The organism is Trichocoleus desertorum AS-A10 (genome assembly GCF_039962155.1).
In the GTDB taxonomy this organism is placed as follows: Bacteria; Cyanobacteriota; Cyanobacteriia; order FACHB-46; family FACHB-46; genus Trichocoleus.
On record NZ_JAMPKN010000005.1, the window covers coordinates 47,262 to 65,180 of the forward strand.

A 17,919-nucleotide genomic window follows, 5' to 3' on the forward strand; every position below is an offset into this window, starting at 1 on the left:
CGTACAGTTATGCAAAATGGTTGATTAAAGGCTTTTCGAGCCGTGGATCAGCACTCTAGGAAATTTTAACAAGTGAGATTACCTAGAAGAATAAAAGTTTGGCTTTCAATCAGCTTAAAGTTTCAGAGAGAAAATCAGCTGCCGCTTCTACCATCGCGATCGCATTTTCATACACCATGCGAGTCGGCCCCAAAACTCCCACACTACCAACGGGGACTGTGCCTCGTCGATAGGTGGCAGAAATCAGCGTACAAGTACGAATTGGTTCTAATCGATTTTCAGCTCCAATCCGCACCGTCGCTCTTTTACCTACTGAGTCAGAATCAGGGTATTCAAAAATTAAAGGCCACAGTTGGTCTTGTTCTTCCTCTAACAGGTGAATAATGGTTTGAATCTGTTGCAATTCCGAAAATTCTGGATGGCGTAACACCTCTGAAACGCCACTGACCAAAATTTGGGTTGTGCGGGGTGATTGAGTTCGCCGCATCAAATCAGCTAGTGAAGCTCGCAAACCATCTGCGTATTGTTCAAATTCTCGGCCCAGCTCGCTCCAGTCCAGCGAAGGCAATTCCGCCAGCGATCGCCCCCGCAGTTGATGATTCAAGAAATTGGATAAAATTTGCAACTCTCGCTCAACCAACTCCGGGTCTGCCAAGGCCTCCACTTGATTTTGAGCTGAGTCAGCTTGGGGCAGTTCCATCAAAACCGATTGGGTTTCATAAGCATCTGTCACCACAATCAGCATCACCTGCCTCGGCTCAATCTGCACGATTTGCAAATGGCGCAGTCGAGCCATGTTGGTCTGAGGCATCGTCACCAAAGTCACGTAACCACTCAGGGTTGCTAGAATTTGGGCCGCGCCTCGAAGCAAAGCTTCAAAACTCCAGCTATCCGAGTTCAGGCGATCGCTAAACAGTTGATCGACTTGGCGAGCCAAAGTCTCGGAAGGAGTAATTAACTGATCAACATAAATGCGATAACCAGAATCGGAAGGAATCCGCCCTGCTGAAGTATGTGGTTGATAAAGCAGCCCCGCCTTTTCTAAATACCCCATCGCGCTGCGAATCGTGGCTGGGCTGACACTCAGGTTATATTCTTCTACCAAAGCTTTTGAACCCACAGGTTCTGCGGTCGCAATGTAGTGACGGACGGTTGCCCAAAGAACCCGTTGCTGTCGATCGGTGAGATTCACTTGTACAGGCATGAGATCGGTAGCTGAATTTAACTGAGCTTCAAAAAATTGTCAAAAAATAAAGATTAAGTTAAGAAGGCCTACAAAAAGGGATTTACTGTTAGTCTTCCGTCTTTCCCGTCTTGGTTGAGAGCCTTAGAACCAGTGATTAAACTGACGATTCGAGTAGTGACTAGACTCTGATTGGTACTGGGATGCCACCAACATAGCAGATGCTTGGTTGTCTCTTTCGGACTGCTCCGTCAGCAGTAGCAAAAATAACCATCTTCCTGAGGCCTTGGAAGATCCTACTAGCTGCGATCGCTTCCAGCTTCTACTCAGTGACTATAGTCTATTAGTCCTCAATTCAGCAGCCCAAGTTCCTAAGCAGGTAGTTGTCGTGTTACAGCTAGCACTTGCAATGAAGAGCAACGACCCGTAACCCAGAACGCTAGTAACGAGGAATTGATGAATCAACTAAAACAGCGTATGCTTCGATGCCACCCTCAACATTCTTGATATTGGTGAACCCCTGGCTAGCTAACCATTGACACATCTGTGCTGATCGCATCCCGTGGTGGCAAAGCACAATCGTTTCTGCCTGGGGGTCGAAGCGGTTTTGTACTTGCTCTGACCAAGCTGCATATTCACTGAGCGGCAAATTAGTAAAGCCGGAGATGTTGGCGATCGCAACTTCTTGCGGTTCTCGTACATCAACCAACTGCAAGCCCTCAGGTGTTGCTAAACGTTTTGCCAGTTCCTCAACGCTCATTTGAGTAAAAGCTGGATTCGTAGATTGGTTGGTCATGAAATTGCCCGCTTGCTGGATCGCTCAGCCATAGACTCTAAACTGATTTTATCTGGGTTTAGAGCACTCTTGTCAGCTCAGTAGTGCCAAGTGCTAATGACGACTCAATACTTAACTTGTAGAGCAGAGGAATTCTAAGCGACAGAACGCTTGCCCAGCTTGTAGTGAACAAGGTTGCGTTCCTCGATTGGTGAGCTGCACCATGACTTCAGGAGTTTCTACGGCTCCAGCTTCATTGGTTTGTACTGTTGGTTCAAACCAAGCCACGGTTAGTTGATGTTGGCTGCGGAGCGCTTTGACTAGCTGGACTTGCACCGCAGAAGTCAAGCCCTTTAGTTGAAAGCCTAATTGACAAACGATGGTCTGTCCCGGTTCTAAAGTAATGCGATCGCAGCGTTTTGATATCCCCAAAGGCCCCTCTTGATAGGGTGCCTGCACCAAAAAATTCCGGGTTAGCCAGCAAGCAACAACTGTGGTTGCCAGATTCCCGGCAGTTTGGGGCGGGACCAAGGCAGGCGCAACCTTCACAACTGGAAAGCGCATTAAATGAGGTAGTTTTACTAAGTCAACTGCTGGCGTTCTACGAGTAGGCGTAGGGGATGCTGACCATACAGCCCTGCTTTGAATCGTGGTTTCTCTTGAAGTTTTAGTCAAAGCAGATGCAGAAGTTTGAGCCATGCCAGGTAAGGGGCCAGACAACGGAGAGATGGATGCCTCAGCTTCTATAACGCTGGGTTGATCAGCCAATGGAGAGTTCACTGACTCAGCTTCTTCAAACACGTCAATGATCACTAGATCGCTGAGAGTAGCGGATTCATCAACGGGTGGTTCTGCGAGTAAAGGACGAACTGAACGAGAGGTCACCTTGGGCAAATCTCGCTCTAAACTTTCAGAAAAAGCAGTAACTCTTTGCCCAGCTATTTCTGGAACAGGCTTCTCGGTAGCCCAACCAAAAGGAGAGCGTTTGCGGGTGCTGGCAGACTTATGTAGGGAGGGATGGTTGAGCTTGGGGTCTTGGCGGCGACGCTCTTTGATGTATTGCTGCACAATGGTTTGGCGGTTACGCATGTAGTCTGCCCAGAAGCCAGGCTGGATCTCATCCATCGTCTGAGCCAGGGACCAAATCTCCAACGTCATCATGTTATAAAACGTTTGGTCGGCCTTTTGGAGTTCCTGGACCCAACCTGCAACGTTGCGGCTCGAATTGAGCGGGCTGCTGTCCAGAGTACTAACAGAACTCAACCCCATCATTTGCGATCGCCTCTAATACTTGGGACTATCCTACCCAACTATCCCAGCATAAAAAGACACAGGCATATCTGTTTTATCAAGCCTTTACAGATTTTTTTTAGATTGTGTAACTAGTGCAAACCAAGCCAAAGTACCTAATTCCAGAAATCTAGCTCTAGAGGCAAGTCTTGACCGAAAACGGAGGCAAGCTGGGTAAGGCTCTGGTTAGGAAGTGGCATTAATCAACTTCATATGGCTCATTTGGGGTCGAGCTGTAGTCTTACGGTACAGAGCACTATGAGGTAGAACCCGCAGCACTTCGGTAATTGTTGTCACTCCTGTCGTCACTTTTTCGATCGCAGCAACGCGGAAGGAAGCAAAATTGATTTCGCTGAGGTGACGGTGCAGTTGGGTCATCGTTCCTTCATAGATGATTTGCCGCACCGTATCATCCACATCTAGCAATTCAATAATTGCCTCTCGGCCCAGAAAACCGGAGTTAAAGCATTTTGAGCAGCCTCGGCCCTTACGCCATAACTCTGGAGTGGCTTCTTCTAGGTTTAAGCCGAGCACTTTCAAGTCTGATTCTGTAGGGGTATAAGGTTCAGCACAGTGAGGGCAGACTCGGCGTACCAAGCGCTGAGCCACAATGCCGAGCAAAGCGTCACTAATCAGGCCTGGGTCCGGACCAATATCCTTTAAGCGGGGGATGGCACTGGCTGCATCATTGGTGTGTAACGTCGTGAGAACAAGGTGTCCGGTGAGAGCGGCACGAATTCCTGTTTCTGCTGTTTCACTGTCCCGGATTTCCCCCAACATGATGATGTCTGGGTCTTGCCGGAGAATTGCCCGTAGTCCGGCCGCGAAGGTCATGCCTGCGGGTTCATGCACTTGGGTTTGCGTGATGCGTGGCAACACATACTCAACTGGATCTTCAACCGTGATTACATTGACAAATTCTGTAGCTACGGCTTGCAGGCTGGTGTAGAGCGTACTGGTCTTTCCCGACCCCGTAGGACCCGTAAAAATCACCATGCCTTGAGGTTGTTGGAGCCAGTTCCTATAGATAGCCAAGGTTTTATCAGTAAAACCCAGTTCGTCAATGCTAGAGAAGGGATTTTGGCGCGGTAGCAGACGAATGACAGCTTTTTCGCCACCAATACAAGGCAGCGTGCTAACTCGCATGTCTAAGCCCAAGTCGGAGTCTTGGCCAGAGGCATATTTTTCGCCCATTCTGGCATCTTGAGGACGGCGGCTTTCTGCAATATCCATATCCGCCATTACTTTCAGCGCCACGATCGCCCGACGGCTGATTTCTAGAGGCAGCGTGGTAATGTCGCGCAAAATGCCATCAATGCGATAACGCACTCTCAACCCTTCTGGCGTGGGTTCTAGGTGAATATCACTGGCTCGGTTGCGTAAGGCTCCAGAAATGATGGTCCGAATGCGACTGATTTGGTCTACTGCTTTAGAAAGGTAGAGTTCGGTGACTTCCCCAATATTTTCTTGGTCTTGTTCCCCGGTGAGGGGATTCACCAGCGGTGTTGAGCTAATGCGGTTGTTATCTAGGTTTTGACTGTGGAACCAGTTGCGATAGCTTTTATCGGAAATCGGAATAATTTTGATTTCAGTAAAGGTGCGATCGCTGAGCTTTCTAATTTCCTCTAAAGGCAAAGCGATCGGACTGCCTAAGAAATAACAGTTACGCCACAAGAGCAGCGGAATCACGGGTGGTAAAGTACCGCGATCGGGAAACTCGCGCAAAAAGCGATAGCTCACTTCTCGATCGAGCAATTCCAGCCTAACGCCACCCTGAGCATCCACTAGTAGCTGTAGTGCTTCTTCGCAAGTAATTTCCCGGTTCTTTAGCTGATGCCAAGCGGATAGGGAAGCAAAAGGTGTCTGCATAATTTTTTATACGTTAAGCACTTATGAATGGATGCATTAGAGGAATCAGCGATCGCTCATTGAGATGGGCCTTACTTAGCAAACCAGGTTACCGTAGCTGAGCAGCGCCAAGCAGTCATCCCCATAACACCAGAATCAATTTACACAAGCCTTATACTTAGCTTAGGGTTCTGATGTGGGAGGCATAGAATCTGCATCTGGGTGAGCCTGTTTATGCCGAAGAAATTGTTTGAGTGCTGTTTGGCGGTGGCTCATGAAGCGAGTCCAAAATCCTGGCAGTAGCCCATCCATCGTTTTCGCAATCGACCACACCTCCATTGCCATCAGGTTGTAGAACGAGCGATCGGACTTTTGCAATACTTCTAGCCATTGCTCAAAATCCATTTGAGCCATCAATTCTGGGCTATCTTCCTTCTCTGGTTCGGGCGGTGGGTCAAACTGCTGAAAATCAGGCTCTGACATGGCGATCGCCTCTGAATCACGCTCAAGTTTGGCAAAAACTTTGACACTTAGGTGCCCTAGACTGATTCCTACCCTAGCAAGCATTTTCAGGAAAACAGCCGTCGCGAGATTAGTCTTTGGTCTCAGAATGCCCAGATTTATGGCTTGATGGATAATGATCCTGGAATAATGATCCTGGATTGTTTTTCGCTCAATAGCCCTCAAGCAGCGTCTAAATTCACCATGAAGCTCCGCTCATTTTTCTCGGTTCTGGTCGCCAGTGTTCTGGTGCTGCTCTTGGTCGGTGCCAGCGGCTTTTACTGGCTTACAGCTCGCAGTCCCCTTGCACTCTTGCGAGGCGGATCTACAGACGGTCCCGCAGCAGCCATGTTTGTCCCCAAACAAGCCCCAGCCGTGGTGTCTTTGTTGGTGAATCCAGAGCGCTTGGAGGCGTTTCGCCAAGTCATTGCAGCTCCGGGTGCCCGCCGTCAGTCTAGAGCTGAAATCGAGCAACTAAAGCAAAGTTTGCTTGCGAATACAGGTCTCGATTACAAACAAGATGTAGAGCCTTGGCTGGGAGATGAAATCACTCTTGCCTTAACCTCGCCTGATGTCGATCGCGATGCTCAAACTGGGCAACAACCCGGCTACTTACTAGCGATCGCTACTCAAAATCCAGAACGTAGCCGTGAGTTCTTGCAGTTGTTTTGGCAGAAACGGGTAGCGGCTGGCACCAGGTTGATGTTCGAGCAGTACAAAGGCGTCAAGCTGATTTACAGCCAACCCGAACCCCCAGTAGAGCCACAAAAGCCAGAAACTAAGCGTAAAAAAAATAAGCAACAAGAACCTGATACAGTGCTCACGGTTCAACCTGCAACCACTCTGTCAACCGCTGTGGTAAGCGATCGCTTTGTGTTGTTTGCCAATCAACCGAAGGTGTTGCGAGATGCAATCAACAACGTGCAAGCGGCGGAGCTAGGTTTAGGAAGTTCTCCTGCCTATCAGCAAGCATTGCAGAGCTTCAAGCAGCGACAAATTGGCTTAGTGTTTCTCAACTTGCCTCAGTTGGCGGCTTGGTCGAGCCAGGGAACTGCAGATGCTACGACTGAAGCGAGCAATTTGTACGAAAGTGTCGCGATCGGTCTAGGGTTGAGCCGCAAAGGGCTCTTGGCTGAAACGGCTTTCTTGGCCGCACCAGGGCAAACATTACCAGCCGCTACTCCTGCGCTATCTAAACCAACTGGAGCTTTGGCGTATATTCCTGCCAGTAGTCCCGTGGCAGCAGCAGGCACAGACTTAGAACAGTTTTGGACGCAAGTTTCTAGCGGAGTATCAAGCTACGAGACGCTGGCTCAATTGATTAATCAGCCGCTCAACAACCTACGAAACGCTTGGCAGCTTGACCTTCCCCAAGACATTTTTAGTTGGGTAAAAGGGGAATATGCTGTGGCCTTGCTGCCACGTCCAGAACAGCAGCCCGACTGGGTTTTTGTCGCTGAAAGAACCGAAGCAGCCACGACCGCGATCGCTAACCTAGATACGCTTGCCAAGGACAAAGGCTTCAGCGTCGGACCGCTAACTTTAGCCGATCGCCCTGTTTCTGCTTGGACTAAATTAGGTTCAACTCCTCTCAAAGCTGCAAGCAAAACTACTACTGAAGGCAACTCCGCTCTGCTTGCCAATGTGATTGCCGCTGAAGTCGAGGGGGTTCATGCCACAGTGGGCAACTACGAAATCTTTGCTACTTCTGTAGCAGCGATGGAGCAAGCCCTACAAGCTACCAAAGATTCTTTAGTAGATAGCCCTGGCTTCAAGGCGGCGATCGCCGCTCTCCCTAAAGACAACGATGGATACCTATATCTAGATTGGGCGAACAGCCGCTCGATTCTAGAACAACAGCTTCCGTTCTTGCGTCTCGTGGAGCTAGCCAGCCAGCCCTTCTGGAACCAGTTGCGATCGCTCACCGTTACCAGCCTGGGAGGAGAATCTGGAGTGCGACGGAGTGAAGTCTTCCTCAACTTGAGCCCAACTGACAAAGCTTAAGTAAAAGCTTAGATACTGAGGATGCTATCAAGCTTGAGAATCGCTAGGATCAAAGCAGGAGATTACTCTCCCCGCTACTGAAGAAAGCGGACTTTACTCCTTCGGGAGGTTTGCATGGTCAAGTTTGTATTGCGATCGCTGGTAGGCATCCTCGTACTTGTGATTGATACGTTCTACCGCGATCGCCCTTACCAGCGCTTCTACGTCCTAGAAACCGTCGCGCGCGTCCCCTACTTTTCCTATCTCTCGGTCCTACACCTTTACGAAACGCTGGGTTGGTGGCGCAAAGCCGATTGGCTCAAGGTGCATTTCGCTGAAGCCTGGAATGAACTCCACCACTTGCTGATTATGGAATCCTTGGGTGGCAACCGTTGGTGGATTGATCGGTTCTTTGCCCAGCACACCGCTCTAATGTACTACTGGGTGATGGTGGGCCTGTATATGATCTCGCCGCGCTCAGCCTACTATATGATGGAGCAGATTGAAGGGCACGCCTTCCACACCTATGACCAGTTTGTCGCTACCAATCAAGCCGAGCTACAAGCTCAACCTGCTCCTGCCATTGCGATCGCCTACTACCGCGATGGCGACCTCTACATGTTTGACGAGTTCCAAACTTGTACTAAGCCAGAGTCTCGACGGCCCTCTGTGGATAACCTCTACGATGTCTTCGTCAATATTCGCGACGACGAAGCGGAGCACGTCAAAACAATGGTGGCTTGCCAGCAACCGGATGCTCAAACGGCTTTGAAGAGCCCACACAATCTAGAAGTGATTCAGTTGCCTCTAGAAGTGGAATTGGTGTTACCTACTACTCCTGCACCTGTCACTACCGTTGAGGGCTAACCCCCTCGCCCTAACCCTCTCCCTGGGGGAGAGGGAACTAGATTTTTGCTATCTCTAAACAGGAAGTGAGGTCAGATTTTGAGGCTGCGTAGGCAGCCTTTGTTTTTGTAGCCGCGACTTTAGTCGTCTTTAGTCGCCAGGCTTAGTTATTTTGGTTTCACCTTGGTCTTAGCTGGGCTTGATGGCTTGAAATAGGTTTTATACATTTCATGAGCGATCGGCACGGCTGAGACAGCACCAAATCCGCCATTCTCTACCACCACCGCGATCGCAATTTGCGGATCTTTCACTGGGCCATAACCTACATACACCGCGTTATCTTCCTGCCCTGGCACTTCTGCTGTCCCCGTCTTGCCCGCAGTTAGCGGAATGGAGCCATCGTTGAGTTGCTTCGCTGTTCCTTGTTGTACCACCGCAATTAAGCCATTGCGCACTGTGGCGATGGTACTGGGAGACAAGCCCACTTTCGCTGGCTGAGTCGCTGGGGTATTCGTTTGGGAGGCTAGCAAGTGGGGCTTGACTCGCGATCCCCCATTGGCGATCGCTGAATACATCACCGCCATTTCCACAGGTGTTGCCTGGACCAAACCTTGCCCAATTGACATACTCACCGTATCGCCAGCATACCAAGGCTCGCCATAGAGCTTTTCTTTTTGGGCTGGCGTAGGAGCCGCACCATAGCCTGCCTTCTCAAAACCCAACACCTCAGTCTCACCAACTCCTAAGCGGTGCGCCCATTTAGAAATCTGCTCTGGCCCTGCGGATAAACCCATTTGGTAGAAAAAGGTATTACTGCTAACCGCAAAGGCTTCTCGAAAACCAATTACACCGTAGCCGCTACCATGCTCATGAAACTGGAAACCGCCCACTGTGATGTAGGAGGAAGTAGCCAAAGTTGAATCTGGCGAGAACTTACCCGATTCCAAACCCGCCACTGCCGTCACTAACTTAAACGTGCTACCGGGTGGATATCCCTGAAAAGCGCGATTGAGAAACGGTTTGTCTTCCCCTTGCAATCGGTTCCACTCCTTCGAGGCGACTCTACGGGTAAAAATATTGGGGTCGAAGGTAGGACCACTCGCCATCGCCAACACTGCCCCTGTTTTCACATCCAGCGCTACTACAGCCCCCCGTCGCTTGTTCAGCGCTTTCTCTGCCGCTTTTTGCAACTCTAAGTCCAGGGTCAGCTTTACAGATGAACCTGCTTTGGTCGGAGAATTGCCTAACAAACGCAGTTCCTTCCCGCCTGCGTCAACCTCAATCAAGCGGCCTCCCCAGACACCCTGCAACTGAGATTGCAATAAACGCTCCAAACCCATTTGGCCCACAATCATGCCCATCGGATACTCAGGGTGAGCCTTCAGGTCATCTGCGGTCGCCTCACCGATATATCCCAACGCGTGAGCACCCAGATCACCATTGGGGTAGTTACGCGCTGATTCAGGTCGAATTTCTAGACCTGGCAACTCTCCAATTTGCTCTGCGAGTCGGGTAAAGGCATTAGGGCTAAGGTTTTGGCTGATCCGGACAGGCATGGCTGAGTGGTAGCCCACATCTTGGAGTTTTTTCAAGATCTCAGCAGCCGGAACATTCAAAATGGGTCCTAGCTGAGTTGCCCATTGTTGCCACTGAGCCTGGGTTTGGTATCTGGGCCAAAGGTAAACAGCCCGCGAAACTCGGTTAGCCGCCAGCAATTTTCCCTTACGGTCTAGCAGATTGCCTCGATCGGCGGGGATCGGAATCAAACGAATGCGGTTTTGGTCAGCTAATTGGCGATTTTGCTGCCCTTGAATCAACTGGAGTTGAACCAATCGCAACATACAGGCTGACAGTAAAGATGTCATCACCAGAGTCAACAAAATTCCACGACTGGTGCGCTCTTGAATATTGTTGACGAAGCGAGTTGCAGAGGATGAAGAAAAGGAGAGTCCGGTAGCCATCTTGCCTGAACTAAATCGGTTGTTGGGGAATCGATGCGAAAATTAAAACAACGTTGGAACTGCCACAGAGCTACACAGGCCACCTTGGAAGGCGATCGCTCATCTTGGACTGATCCTGCTCCCTGTCAACTTCCAGAATCCGAAGTGGCTCATCCGGAATTTTGCTAATAAATCGTGCTTGAGAGTTAGCGCAAAACTAAGGTTGTTAGTAGCGCCTAAGCTGCTACTTTAGAAAACCCAAAATTTACTCTTACCCATCAGCTGGAGCCAGCGTCAAATCATTGTGCCTCAGTGCATCTGTCAGCGGGTCGAAAGGATGGAGTCGGGAATAGTTCGCACTTCAGATGTAGGGATGCCGAAAGGATTTTGACTATTTTGAGAGCTATGTGGGAAAACTAAACACAGAGAATCCAGCTAACTTGGTAGACTCCTCTTAGTTGTCCGAAAGTCACTAACCTCTAGTTCCATATTGGGATTTAATTATGAGTCCTGTGCTTAAAGTAATTCAGCCTGTCGGTATTCTTGATGGTACGCAAGTCAATCATCTCCGTCAGGAAATTAATAATGCTGTAACAGCAAGTACAGATATTGTCTTAATTGATTTAGAAAATGTTACGTTTATGGACAGCTCTGGCTTAGGAGCTTTAGTCATTGCGCTGAAGAGTGTCCGTTCGGCTGGGGGTAAGCTCTTTCTTTGCTCGATCAATGACCAAGTCAAGATGCTGTTTCAATTAACGAGTATGGATCGAGTCTTTGAGATTTTTCCGAATCGAGCTGAGTTTAATCAGGCAGTTTTATTGCCTAATTAAATAATCAATCCGGCAGCATAATCTTTAGGGAGAGCCTTGAGCGAAACTAACTTGAAGCAACGATAAGTCGTCATCAAATGTTTCTTTCGCACCCATCGCTCGAACCGAGCCTAAGACTGTATCTAAACTGATATTGTTGGCCTGACTTAAGTCGCTTAGTAAGCCAACGAAACCATCTAAGGTCCAAGTTTCGCCATCAGGCTGATTGATTTCATAAATGCCATCGCTAAAAATGTAAAGGCTACTTCCAGCCTCGACTTCACAGCGATCGCTCACATATTGAGCATCAGAAAACATACCAATTGGTAAACCTGCTGTTTTCAAGCGTTTAGCTGTGGTTGTAGCGTCAGCTTCGCCTGAAATTAAGATAGCTGGAGGATGGCCTGCACTTGCGTAAACCAATTGCCGCTTCGTTTTGTTGTAAACACCGTACCAAATGGTGAAGTACCGTTCGTTGTGCCCACTCATTTGGAAGGTTTCATTTAACCCAGTCAGGACTCGATCGGGTAAGTAGAAGTTGACACCAGGCAAGGATTGCGATCGCAGTAAATTTAGCACCGAGATTGAGGGTAGAGCCGATCCTAAACCATGACCCGATACATCTAATAAATAAATTGCTAAATAATCGGGGTCTAACCAAAAATAGTCGAAACAGTCACCGCCTAATTGTCTAGAAGGAATAAAACAGGTATTGATCGCAGGAGATCCGAGTAAAGGAGGGGGCAATAGCGATCGCACATAATCAGCTGCTTCTGCTAGTTCAGCTTCCAGAAGTTGCTTCTGGGTCTGGAGATCTTGAGTGAGCTGATGCAAGCGTAATCCAGCTCTTACTCTTGCCTTCAACTCATTCATTTCAATCGGTTTGGAGAGAAAGTCATCGGCACCGGAATCTAACCCTCTCACCCGATCCTCGACTTCCCCGCGAGAAGTCAACAAAATAAAAAAGGTTGTAGACAAATCTGGGTTCGCCTTCACCTGGCGACAGACTTCTAACCCGTCTCGTCCTGGCATCATCCAATCACAAATAATGAGAGCCGGACGGAGTTGCGAAGCTAGCTCACTTCCTTCTTCACCATTGCGTGCCAGAGCTACCTCATAACCTTGTTTTTGCAAATTTCTCATTAAAACCAATCGAATTACGGGATCGTCATCTATGACTAAAATTCGAGGCATGGGTTATAGAAGTTATTGATATTTCTAGAATGTAATTAAGGGAGTTAAGGTGCAATGACTAGAAACACGACTAGAAACAATAAGTTACTAACGCCAAGGGAGTAAATCACAGCTCCATAACAAACTTTTCAATATTATGACAACATTCTTATGCCATCACAAATTTACAGCTACTTACTACTAGGCTATCGGTTCTAAGAGGTCTAAAGTGCACCAGAAACATCACTTACGCGTTAATACAGATCTCAACGAACTAGTTCAAGTTCTCTCTTGGTTCGAGACATTCAATCAACCCCATATTCCTAAATTAGTTTGGCTACAGTGCCAAACTGCTCTAGCAGAAGGGCTCACGAATGCCATTCGACATGCTCACAAACATCAACCTTTAGAAACTCCTATTGATATTGAAGTCAGTTCGTCTGCTAATACTTTAGAGATTCGAATTTGGGATTGCGGTCCACCTTTTGACTTCAATGCCAAGCTGGAACAGGTTGATGACAAAGTTGACTTTGATTCTTCTAGTGGTCGTGGATTACAAATTTTAAAGTCAGTTGCGGATAAGCTCAGCTACAGCTCTACGGAGGACAAGCGCAACTGCCTCCTAATTGTAAAACACTATGCAGCCAACGAAATTTGAAGCTTTTCTAAAAGTACTAGAAATTTAAACTTACTAAGTTTAAATTTAGTAAGTCAGGAAGGAGTTCGAAGGCAGTTTCTACTTCACTTACTAAAAATTGTCAACATTAAACGAATACAGTTTACAGAAATAACAAAATCTATCGCTCTCTCCTCACTAACTATTCTTTTGGACAAATTTTTCTATTGAGGTCAAAGCCTGCTCAATTTCAGTTAGAAGTTGGGCAGTTCCCTCTAGCTTTTGGCGACGTGCTTGCTGTTCTATCTCCGCTGCTGCTGCTTGCATTGTTTTGGCTCCTACATTGGCACTAGCACCTTTGATATGGTGAGCGGCCTGCTCAACTTCCCAATAATTGCTTTCCGCGATCGCTGTTGTAACTGCCTTTAAATGCACTTGAGCATCTTCAACAAAGACAGTTAACAACTCTAGTTCAAATTCGTAACTATCATCAGACATTTGATGAAGATGTTCCCAATCCAACGGTGGGTTTGAGCCATCCTGATCAGGTGAAACTGCTGGGGCTGGGTGCTCTAGCGGCACCTCTGAGGTTAGCCCTTGACTCCGCGCCGTGAAAATCTTTTGGCTCCATTGCTCTAGCTTGAGCGCCAATTCATCTTTACGAACAGGCTTGCTCAAAACATCATTCATCCCCACCGCCAAGCATCTAGATTGCTCCTGTGGTGTGTTGTCCGCGTTCATTCCTAGCACTACTACGGGCAAGGGGCGATCGCCTACAGCATCTACTTCTAAGCGACGAATTGCTTCAGTCAAAGCATAGCCATCCATACCTGGCATTTCACAGTTAGTCAGTATGAGGTCGTAGTCAGACTCAGCCATGCGCGCTAGCGCCTCTTGGCCACTAGCGCTCACATGAGCTAGGTAGCCCAAGCTTTTGAGCTGGTACAAAGTGACTTTTTGATTAACTGGATTATCTTCAACCAGTAAAACTTTTAAGCTGGAGTCATTATTCATATTAATTTTTGAGCGAGATATCTAGAAACTTTTCAGTATACCTAAAGCTTTTTTGAATGTTTCTAGGATAGGCCATGAATGCATAGACCTTGGTTTGCTAGCCGTCTTTCTTGAGAGTGCCTGACTCGCAGCTAGAAACATATCAGCAGAACCGTAGTTTAGAGCCTGCACCCTAGGTCATTATAGTTAAAATTGATACATAAACTGATAAATTAATTACTGAGGAGCAAATTCCGTTACAGTGAGTTTGTAGGCCTTTTGACTCAATCTCCTAGAAACCAAGCGGCTAAGGCTACAAAGAATATCAAGCCAAGCCAGTGAGGAACTTGTATTAGGCTCAAGGTTCCTAGAGGCAGCAACACCAATGCATTTGCCAGTAGCAAACCAGCAAATACCAGGGTCACGATAATAATTGCGAGCATAGTCTATCTGATGGCATGAGCAGGGCACTTGAGTGATCAATGCTTCGTCACTATTTAAGTAGCTTCGGTAATCTGCACACTTAAATTTATGAGGGTTATATGAGAGGACGTTGCTATGTCAATTTCAACTGCATTTAAATTCACAACCTTAGGCTGCTTTATCTTACTAAGTGCTGCAAAAGTAGTGCCTGTTTTAGCGGAATCAGCTAACTTTCGCACCTTAAATCTTTCTCCTGGCTTCTCGCGTGCCGCTGGTACTGCACGAGGCTTCACAGGGGGCTCTTATTCTTTACCCTCCATTGCTAATAGCGATCGCGAGGGAAAGCGTTGCTTGGGATTTGGCGATACCCAGCCTGATCACATTATGGTGTTGCAAAAGGATTTTTCGCGGCTACAGCTCCAAGTAGATACTCAAGGCAAAGACACCACCTTAGTTGTGAAAGGGCCGAATAACACTGTTTTGTGTGGAGATGATACAGGCTCCAATAAGGATGCTAGCGTCAGTCAGCCAAAGTGGTCTGCTGGTACCTATGAGATTTGGGTAGGTACTTTTGAGGCAGGCGCAAGGTGGAAATATACACTCACAGCGCAACAATAAGTTGGGACTAGCTTCAAAGCGGCATCAGGGACACTAAGGTTATGGGAACCACGCAGCGAAGAACCCTAGGAACGCTAAGATAGTGAGTGGCCTGTCTTGCCAATGAGGGTGACACTCGTGCTAGCAACCCTAATCACTGACTTCCGCATTATTTTTGAGCGTGACCCAGCGGCTCGTAACTGGTTGGAAGTTTTATTTTGCTATCCAGGTCTGCAAGCATTACTTTTTCATCGACCAGCTCATTGGCTATATAAGCTTGGAATTCCGTTCTTTCCCCGGTTAATCTCCCACCTGGCGCGTTTTCTGACGGGAATTGAGATTCATCCAGGCGCGACGATTGGTAAGGGCGTTTTTATTGACCACGGTATGGGAGTAGTGGTCGGTGAAACGGCGATCGTAGGGGATTACGCCTTAATCTACCAAGGCGTAACCCTAGGGGGTACAGGGAAGGAAAGTGGCAAACGTCACCCAACTCTGGGCGAAAACGTAGTCGTAGGAGCAGGCGCTAAAGTTTTAGGCAACATCCAAGTCGGTAGCAATGTCCGAATTGGGGCGGGTTCTGTAGTATTGCGGGATGTGCCTTCAGATTGCACTGTCGTTGGCGTTCCAGGTCGAGTTGTCTACCGGGCTGGTGAGCGTGTTGGGCCACTAGAGCATGGCCGCTTGCCAGACTCTGAAGCCGAAGTTATTCGAGCTTTGGTCGATCGCATTGAACTCATGGAGCAACAGTTGCAACTGCTGCAAGGTCGGCAAGCTTTGACAAATAGCTATTACCGCGAAGCAAGTGAGCCAAATTACGCGATCGCTGTCCCTGTTGGTTGCTCCAATGCTGCTGAGCCAGAGCAGTCTAATCAAGAGACGGAACCTGAAGTCAGTCAAACTTCACCTAGCTGCCGATTACGCGACAAGGTAATTGAGCAATTTTTGGATGGCGGCGGTATCTAACAAAGGAGTTGCTTAGGGGTTGATCGCCTGAGCAGACCAGACTTGATTTTGGTCGCGCTGGTAAAGACAACGGTTTTGGGGTTCGCCGCGCAGTTCTAGATGATCTACTCGCTCTGGTTCTAGGAGCAGTAAGCAAAAGTATGGCAATGGCTCTGTATTGTCGGGGGGCTGAGGTGCAAATGCAGCAGCATCTGCTCTTGGTTCTCCCGGTGTAGGCCAAGCGAATTGTAGACGCGCTGCATCAGAAAGCTCTTGCCACGCGGTTTTTCGTGCTTGTTGTAGTGCTGAGTCTGGATGAGTAGCGCGGATTAAGGTGAGAGTCCCCGCAATCCGAAACTGCTCCCTGGTTTTGATGAAATACCAGCAGGCTTCTGCTTTGGGATTCTGCTCAATTTGCTCTGTCTTCTCGCTCCGAGTATCAGTCACAAACTTCAATTGGTCCGTGTCATCCAAAAAGCCCCGAAACACTACGGTACGGTTGGCAGGTTGACCGTTGAGTTGAATGGTGGCCAATTGTAAGAAACGAGCCTCGGGCTGACTACGGTTGCGATGTAAGGCACGAGAGAGGGGCGATCGCCAAGGCGCAAGAGACATTGCAAGCTTTCTAACGCAACTTCAGGATCTCAAGTATTGCAGAGATTCAAGACCTGTCTTGTGGTTCTGGTGTAATGCAACTCTCAACTAGCTTTCTAAAGCACAACTGCTAATGCCAATCGGATTATTGCACTTGGAAGATTGCAGTAAATCCAAGCATGGCAGAGTTAGCGATCGCTCAGCTAAACGCAGTTGTCCAACAGCTTTCAAGCGGCACCTGAGCGATTTTACTTTGACAAACCTGAGTGCAAGTATTTTATCCTTTAATTGATTTGAGCATAAATAGTGGCTAGAGTCAGTTTTTTAGCCCTTTAGACACTACATATAGACTATTAGATCAACTATATTCAGACTGAGGCCCAATAGTGAGATCTAAATCTATGGCTCAAGGTGTTGAACAGGTGAACAGTCAACCTGCTGAAGCTATACCTGCTGCTAATCCTGTATTTTTCAGGTCTTACAGTCGTCGAGACAGCAAAACCGACAATGAATTAGTGCATAGGCTGAATACTAAAGTTCGCCAAATTATGAAACACGCTCGGAGGCTCGCAGAAATAGATCCTCAAACTGAGGAAATCACAAAGCCACTAGACCATTACTCTAATGGGGTCATTTTTGAGCCTTTAGAGGACGACAGCCACCTGCCTAACGACTCCAATCGAACTATCATCCTCAATTCAAAGGCCATTATTCAGTTAACCAAGGAAGTCCCTAAACAGTGGTTACATATATCTCTCTTAGTTTTCTTATGCCACGAGGCGTCACACATCTCTCAAAGAGTTAAATATCGAGAAGATGTCCAACGTATGAAAGGAGTTGGCAAAGATATTGGGGAGAAGCGAATGGGCGAGCTGGATTTGAGGAGTGATTTTCTAGCAGCCCATACGCTGAGTCTATTCTTTATGTTGCACGATAGAAAAACTTATAACCGTAGAGAGTATGTTAGATGGTTTTATGAGGTGTGGCACAAAGTATGCAAAGCCATGCTTGATGCTTTTCCTGCTAGTCAACGCGAAGACAAACAGCAGCGAGTCTTTGGATACTTACTCATGTCAAACCTTATTAGCGATGCTCACATTGGCAACTACCCATTAGAATTTGAGGCTGAGTTATGGCCTGTCTGGGGCGATTCTTTAGGCTGGCTATCGATATACAGTAACGGCAATCCTTTACTCTCAGGCAGTCCAGTCAATTCAAATCTAATGGAGCAAATACTAAACAATATCTCTATAGGAGAATATGACTTTGCTGCTGCGGGCATTAGAGAGCTGTGGCGGCAACTACCAAGACGTTAATCTCAATCGTCCTGGCTTTCCTTTACAGATTTAGTGATCTATAGTGTTTGTTTCAGTAGTTGAAGCACTATATATAGCCATTTTCTC

The 17,919-nt window shown here is 47.8% G+C and carries 17 protein-coding genes; 8 read left to right on the top strand and 9 right to left on the bottom strand.

The features are described 5' to 3' along the window. Positions 1-109: 109 nt before the first annotated feature. From hrcA to NDA01_RS09895, 5 genes are all read right to left on the bottom strand, one after another. Positions 110-1,204, bottom strand: a complete 1,095-nt coding sequence (gene hrcA / locus NDA01_RS09875; protein ID WP_348227819.1) for a heat-inducible transcriptional repressor HrcA — start codon at positions 1,202-1,204, stop codon at positions 110-112. 418 nt (positions 1,205-1,622) lie between these two features. Continuing rightward, positions 1,623-1,979: a rhodanese-like domain-containing protein gene (locus tag NDA01_RS09880; protein ID WP_348227820.1), complete on the bottom strand. Its 357-nt coding sequence runs from the start codon at positions 1,977-1,979 to the stop codon at positions 1,623-1,625. Positions 1,980-2,090: 111 nt separating this feature from the next. Next, positions 2,091-3,230, bottom strand: coding sequence for a hypothetical protein (locus tag NDA01_RS09885; protein WP_348227821.1), 1,140 nt, complete (start codon positions 3,228-3,230; stop codon positions 2,091-2,093). Positions 3,231-3,434: 204 nt separating this feature from the next. Further along, complete coding sequence (locus tag NDA01_RS09890) at positions 3,435-5,117, bottom strand: GspE/PulE family protein (RefSeq protein ID WP_348227822.1); 1,683 nt, start codon at positions 5,115-5,117, stop codon at positions 3,435-3,437. 162 nt (positions 5,118-5,279) lie between these two features. Then, positions 5,280-5,579, bottom strand: coding sequence for a hypothetical protein (locus NDA01_RS09895; RefSeq protein WP_348227823.1), 300 nt, complete (start codon positions 5,577-5,579; stop codon positions 5,280-5,282). A 222-nt stretch (positions 5,580-5,801) separates the two neighbouring features. On the opposite strand from NDA01_RS09895, the gene NDA01_RS09900 reads away from it, so the two are divergent. After that, the gene (locus tag NDA01_RS09900) at positions 5,802-7,601 is read left to right on the top strand and encodes a DUF3352 domain-containing protein (protein ID WP_348227824.1); all 1,800 of its coding nucleotides are present in this window, start codon (positions 5,802-5,804) and stop codon (positions 7,599-7,601) included. A 114-nt stretch (positions 7,602-7,715) separates the two neighbouring features. Continuing rightward, the gene (locus NDA01_RS09905) at positions 7,716-8,447 is read left to right on the top strand and encodes an alternative oxidase (RefSeq protein ID WP_348227825.1); all 732 of its coding nucleotides are present in this window, start codon (positions 7,716-7,718) and stop codon (positions 8,445-8,447) included. Positions 8,448-8,593: 146 nt separating this feature from the next. On the opposite strand, the gene mrdA is transcribed toward NDA01_RS09905, so the two are convergent. Beyond that, positions 8,594-10,387, bottom strand: coding sequence for a penicillin-binding protein 2 (mrdA, locus tag NDA01_RS09910; protein WP_348227826.1), 1,794 nt, complete (start codon positions 10,385-10,387; stop codon positions 8,594-8,596). A 33-nt stretch (positions 10,388-10,420) separates the two neighbouring features. Here mrdA and NDA01_RS09915 point away from each other — a divergent pair, with 33 nt between their 5' ends. Together NDA01_RS09915 and NDA01_RS09920 are read left to right on the top strand one after the other, a co-directional pair. Beyond that, positions 10,421-10,555, top strand: coding sequence for a hypothetical protein (locus tag NDA01_RS09915; protein WP_277876153.1), 135 nt, complete (start codon positions 10,421-10,423; stop codon positions 10,553-10,555). 314 nt (positions 10,556-10,869) lie between these two features. Continuing rightward, a complete protein-coding gene (locus NDA01_RS09920) occupies positions 10,870-11,196 on the top strand; it encodes an STAS domain-containing protein (RefSeq protein ID WP_190438459.1) in 327 nt (108 codons plus the stop codon). Positions 11,197-11,220: 24 nt separating this feature from the next. On the opposite strand, the gene NDA01_RS09925 is transcribed toward NDA01_RS09920, so the two are convergent. After that, entirely contained in the window at positions 11,221-12,369 is a 1,149-nt protein-coding gene (locus tag NDA01_RS09925; protein ID WP_348227827.1) for a SpoIIE family protein phosphatase, read from the bottom strand. 208 nt (positions 12,370-12,577) lie between these two features. Between NDA01_RS09925 and NDA01_RS09930 the strand changes: the two genes are divergently transcribed. Beyond that, the gene (locus NDA01_RS09930; protein WP_348227828.1) at positions 12,578-13,006 is read left to right on the top strand and encodes an ATP-binding protein; all 429 of its coding nucleotides are present in this window, start codon (positions 12,578-12,580) and stop codon (positions 13,004-13,006) included. Positions 13,007-13,162: 156 nt separating this feature from the next. Here the strand turns inward: NDA01_RS09930 and NDA01_RS09935 are convergent, their stop codons facing one another. Beyond that, entirely contained in the window at positions 13,163-13,978 is an 816-nt protein-coding gene (locus tag NDA01_RS09935) for a response regulator (RefSeq protein WP_348227829.1), read from the bottom strand. Between the two features lie 537 nt (positions 13,979-14,515). On the opposite strand from NDA01_RS09935, the gene NDA01_RS09940 reads away from it, so the two are divergent. Beyond that, entirely contained in the window at positions 14,516-14,998 is a 483-nt protein-coding gene (locus NDA01_RS09940) for a hypothetical protein (protein WP_348227830.1), read from the top strand. Between the two features lie 117 nt (positions 14,999-15,115). After that, the gene (gene cysE / locus NDA01_RS09945; protein ID WP_348227831.1) at positions 15,116-15,943 is read left to right on the top strand and encodes a serine O-acetyltransferase; all 828 of its coding nucleotides are present in this window, start codon (positions 15,116-15,118) and stop codon (positions 15,941-15,943) included. Between the two features lie 12 nt (positions 15,944-15,955). Here cysE and NDA01_RS09950 read toward each other — a convergent pair whose 3' ends face one another. Further along, on the bottom strand, positions 15,956-16,537 hold the full coding sequence (locus NDA01_RS09950; RefSeq protein WP_348227832.1) for an Npun_F5749 family FMN-dependent PPOX-type flavoprotein: 582 nt from the start codon (positions 16,535-16,537) through the stop codon (positions 15,956-15,958). 380 nt (positions 16,538-16,917) lie between these two features. On the opposite strand from NDA01_RS09950, the gene NDA01_RS09955 reads away from it, so the two are divergent. Then, entirely contained in the window at positions 16,918-17,832 is a 915-nt protein-coding gene (locus NDA01_RS09955) for a hypothetical protein (protein ID WP_348227833.1), read from the top strand. The last annotated feature ends 87 nt before the right edge of the window (positions 17,833-17,919 follow it).

Excerpts from the sequence above, each read along its gene's own strand:
- NDA01_RS09890 (WP_348227822.1), bottom strand. The coding sequence starts at position 5,117 with ATGCAGACACCTTTTGCTTCCCTATCCGCTTGGCATCAGCTAAAGAAC.
- NDA01_RS09900 (WP_348227824.1), top strand. The coding sequence starts at position 5,802 with ATGAAGCTCCGCTCATTTTTCTCGGTTCTGGTCGCCAGTGTTCTGGTG.
- NDA01_RS09905 (WP_348227825.1), top strand. The coding sequence starts at position 7,716 with ATGGTCAAGTTTGTATTGCGATCGCTGGTAGGCATCCTCGTACTTGTG.
- NDA01_RS09925 (WP_348227827.1), bottom strand. The coding sequence starts at position 12,369 with ATGCCTCGAATTTTAGTCATAGATGACGATCCCGTAATTCGATTGGTT.
- NDA01_RS09955 (WP_348227833.1), top strand. The coding sequence starts at position 16,918 with ATGGCTCAAGGTGTTGAACAGGTGAACAGTCAACCTGCTGAAGCTATA.
- NDA01_RS09885 (WP_348227821.1), bottom strand. The coding sequence starts at position 3,230 with ATGATGGGGTTGAGTTCTGTTAGTACTCTGGACAGCAGCCCGCTCAAT.
- hrcA (WP_348227819.1), bottom strand. The coding sequence starts at position 1,204 with ATGCCTGTACAAGTGAATCTCACCGATCGACAGCAACGGGTTCTTTGG.
- NDA01_RS09880 (WP_348227820.1), bottom strand. The coding sequence starts at position 1,979 with ATGACCAACCAATCTACGAATCCAGCTTTTACTCAAATGAGCGTTGAG.
- NDA01_RS09915 (WP_277876153.1), top strand. The coding sequence starts at position 10,421 with ATGCGAAAATTAAAACAACGTTGGAACTGCCACAGAGCTACACAGGCC.
- NDA01_RS09935 (WP_348227829.1), bottom strand. The coding sequence starts at position 13,978 with ATGAATAATGACTCCAGCTTAAAAGTTTTACTGGTTGAAGATAATCCA.
- NDA01_RS09895 (WP_348227823.1), bottom strand. The coding sequence starts at position 5,579 with ATGTCAGAGCCTGATTTTCAGCAGTTTGACCCACCGCCCGAACCAGAG.
- mrdA (WP_348227826.1), bottom strand. The coding sequence starts at position 10,387 with ATGGCTACCGGACTCTCCTTTTCTTCATCCTCTGCAACTCGCTTCGTC.
- NDA01_RS09950 (WP_348227832.1), bottom strand. The coding sequence starts at position 16,537 with ATGTCTCTTGCGCCTTGGCGATCGCCCCTCTCTCGTGCCTTACATCGC.
- NDA01_RS09940 (WP_348227830.1), top strand. The coding sequence starts at position 14,516 with ATGTCAATTTCAACTGCATTTAAATTCACAACCTTAGGCTGCTTTATC.
- NDA01_RS09920 (WP_190438459.1), top strand. The coding sequence starts at position 10,870 with ATGAGTCCTGTGCTTAAAGTAATTCAGCCTGTCGGTATTCTTGATGGT.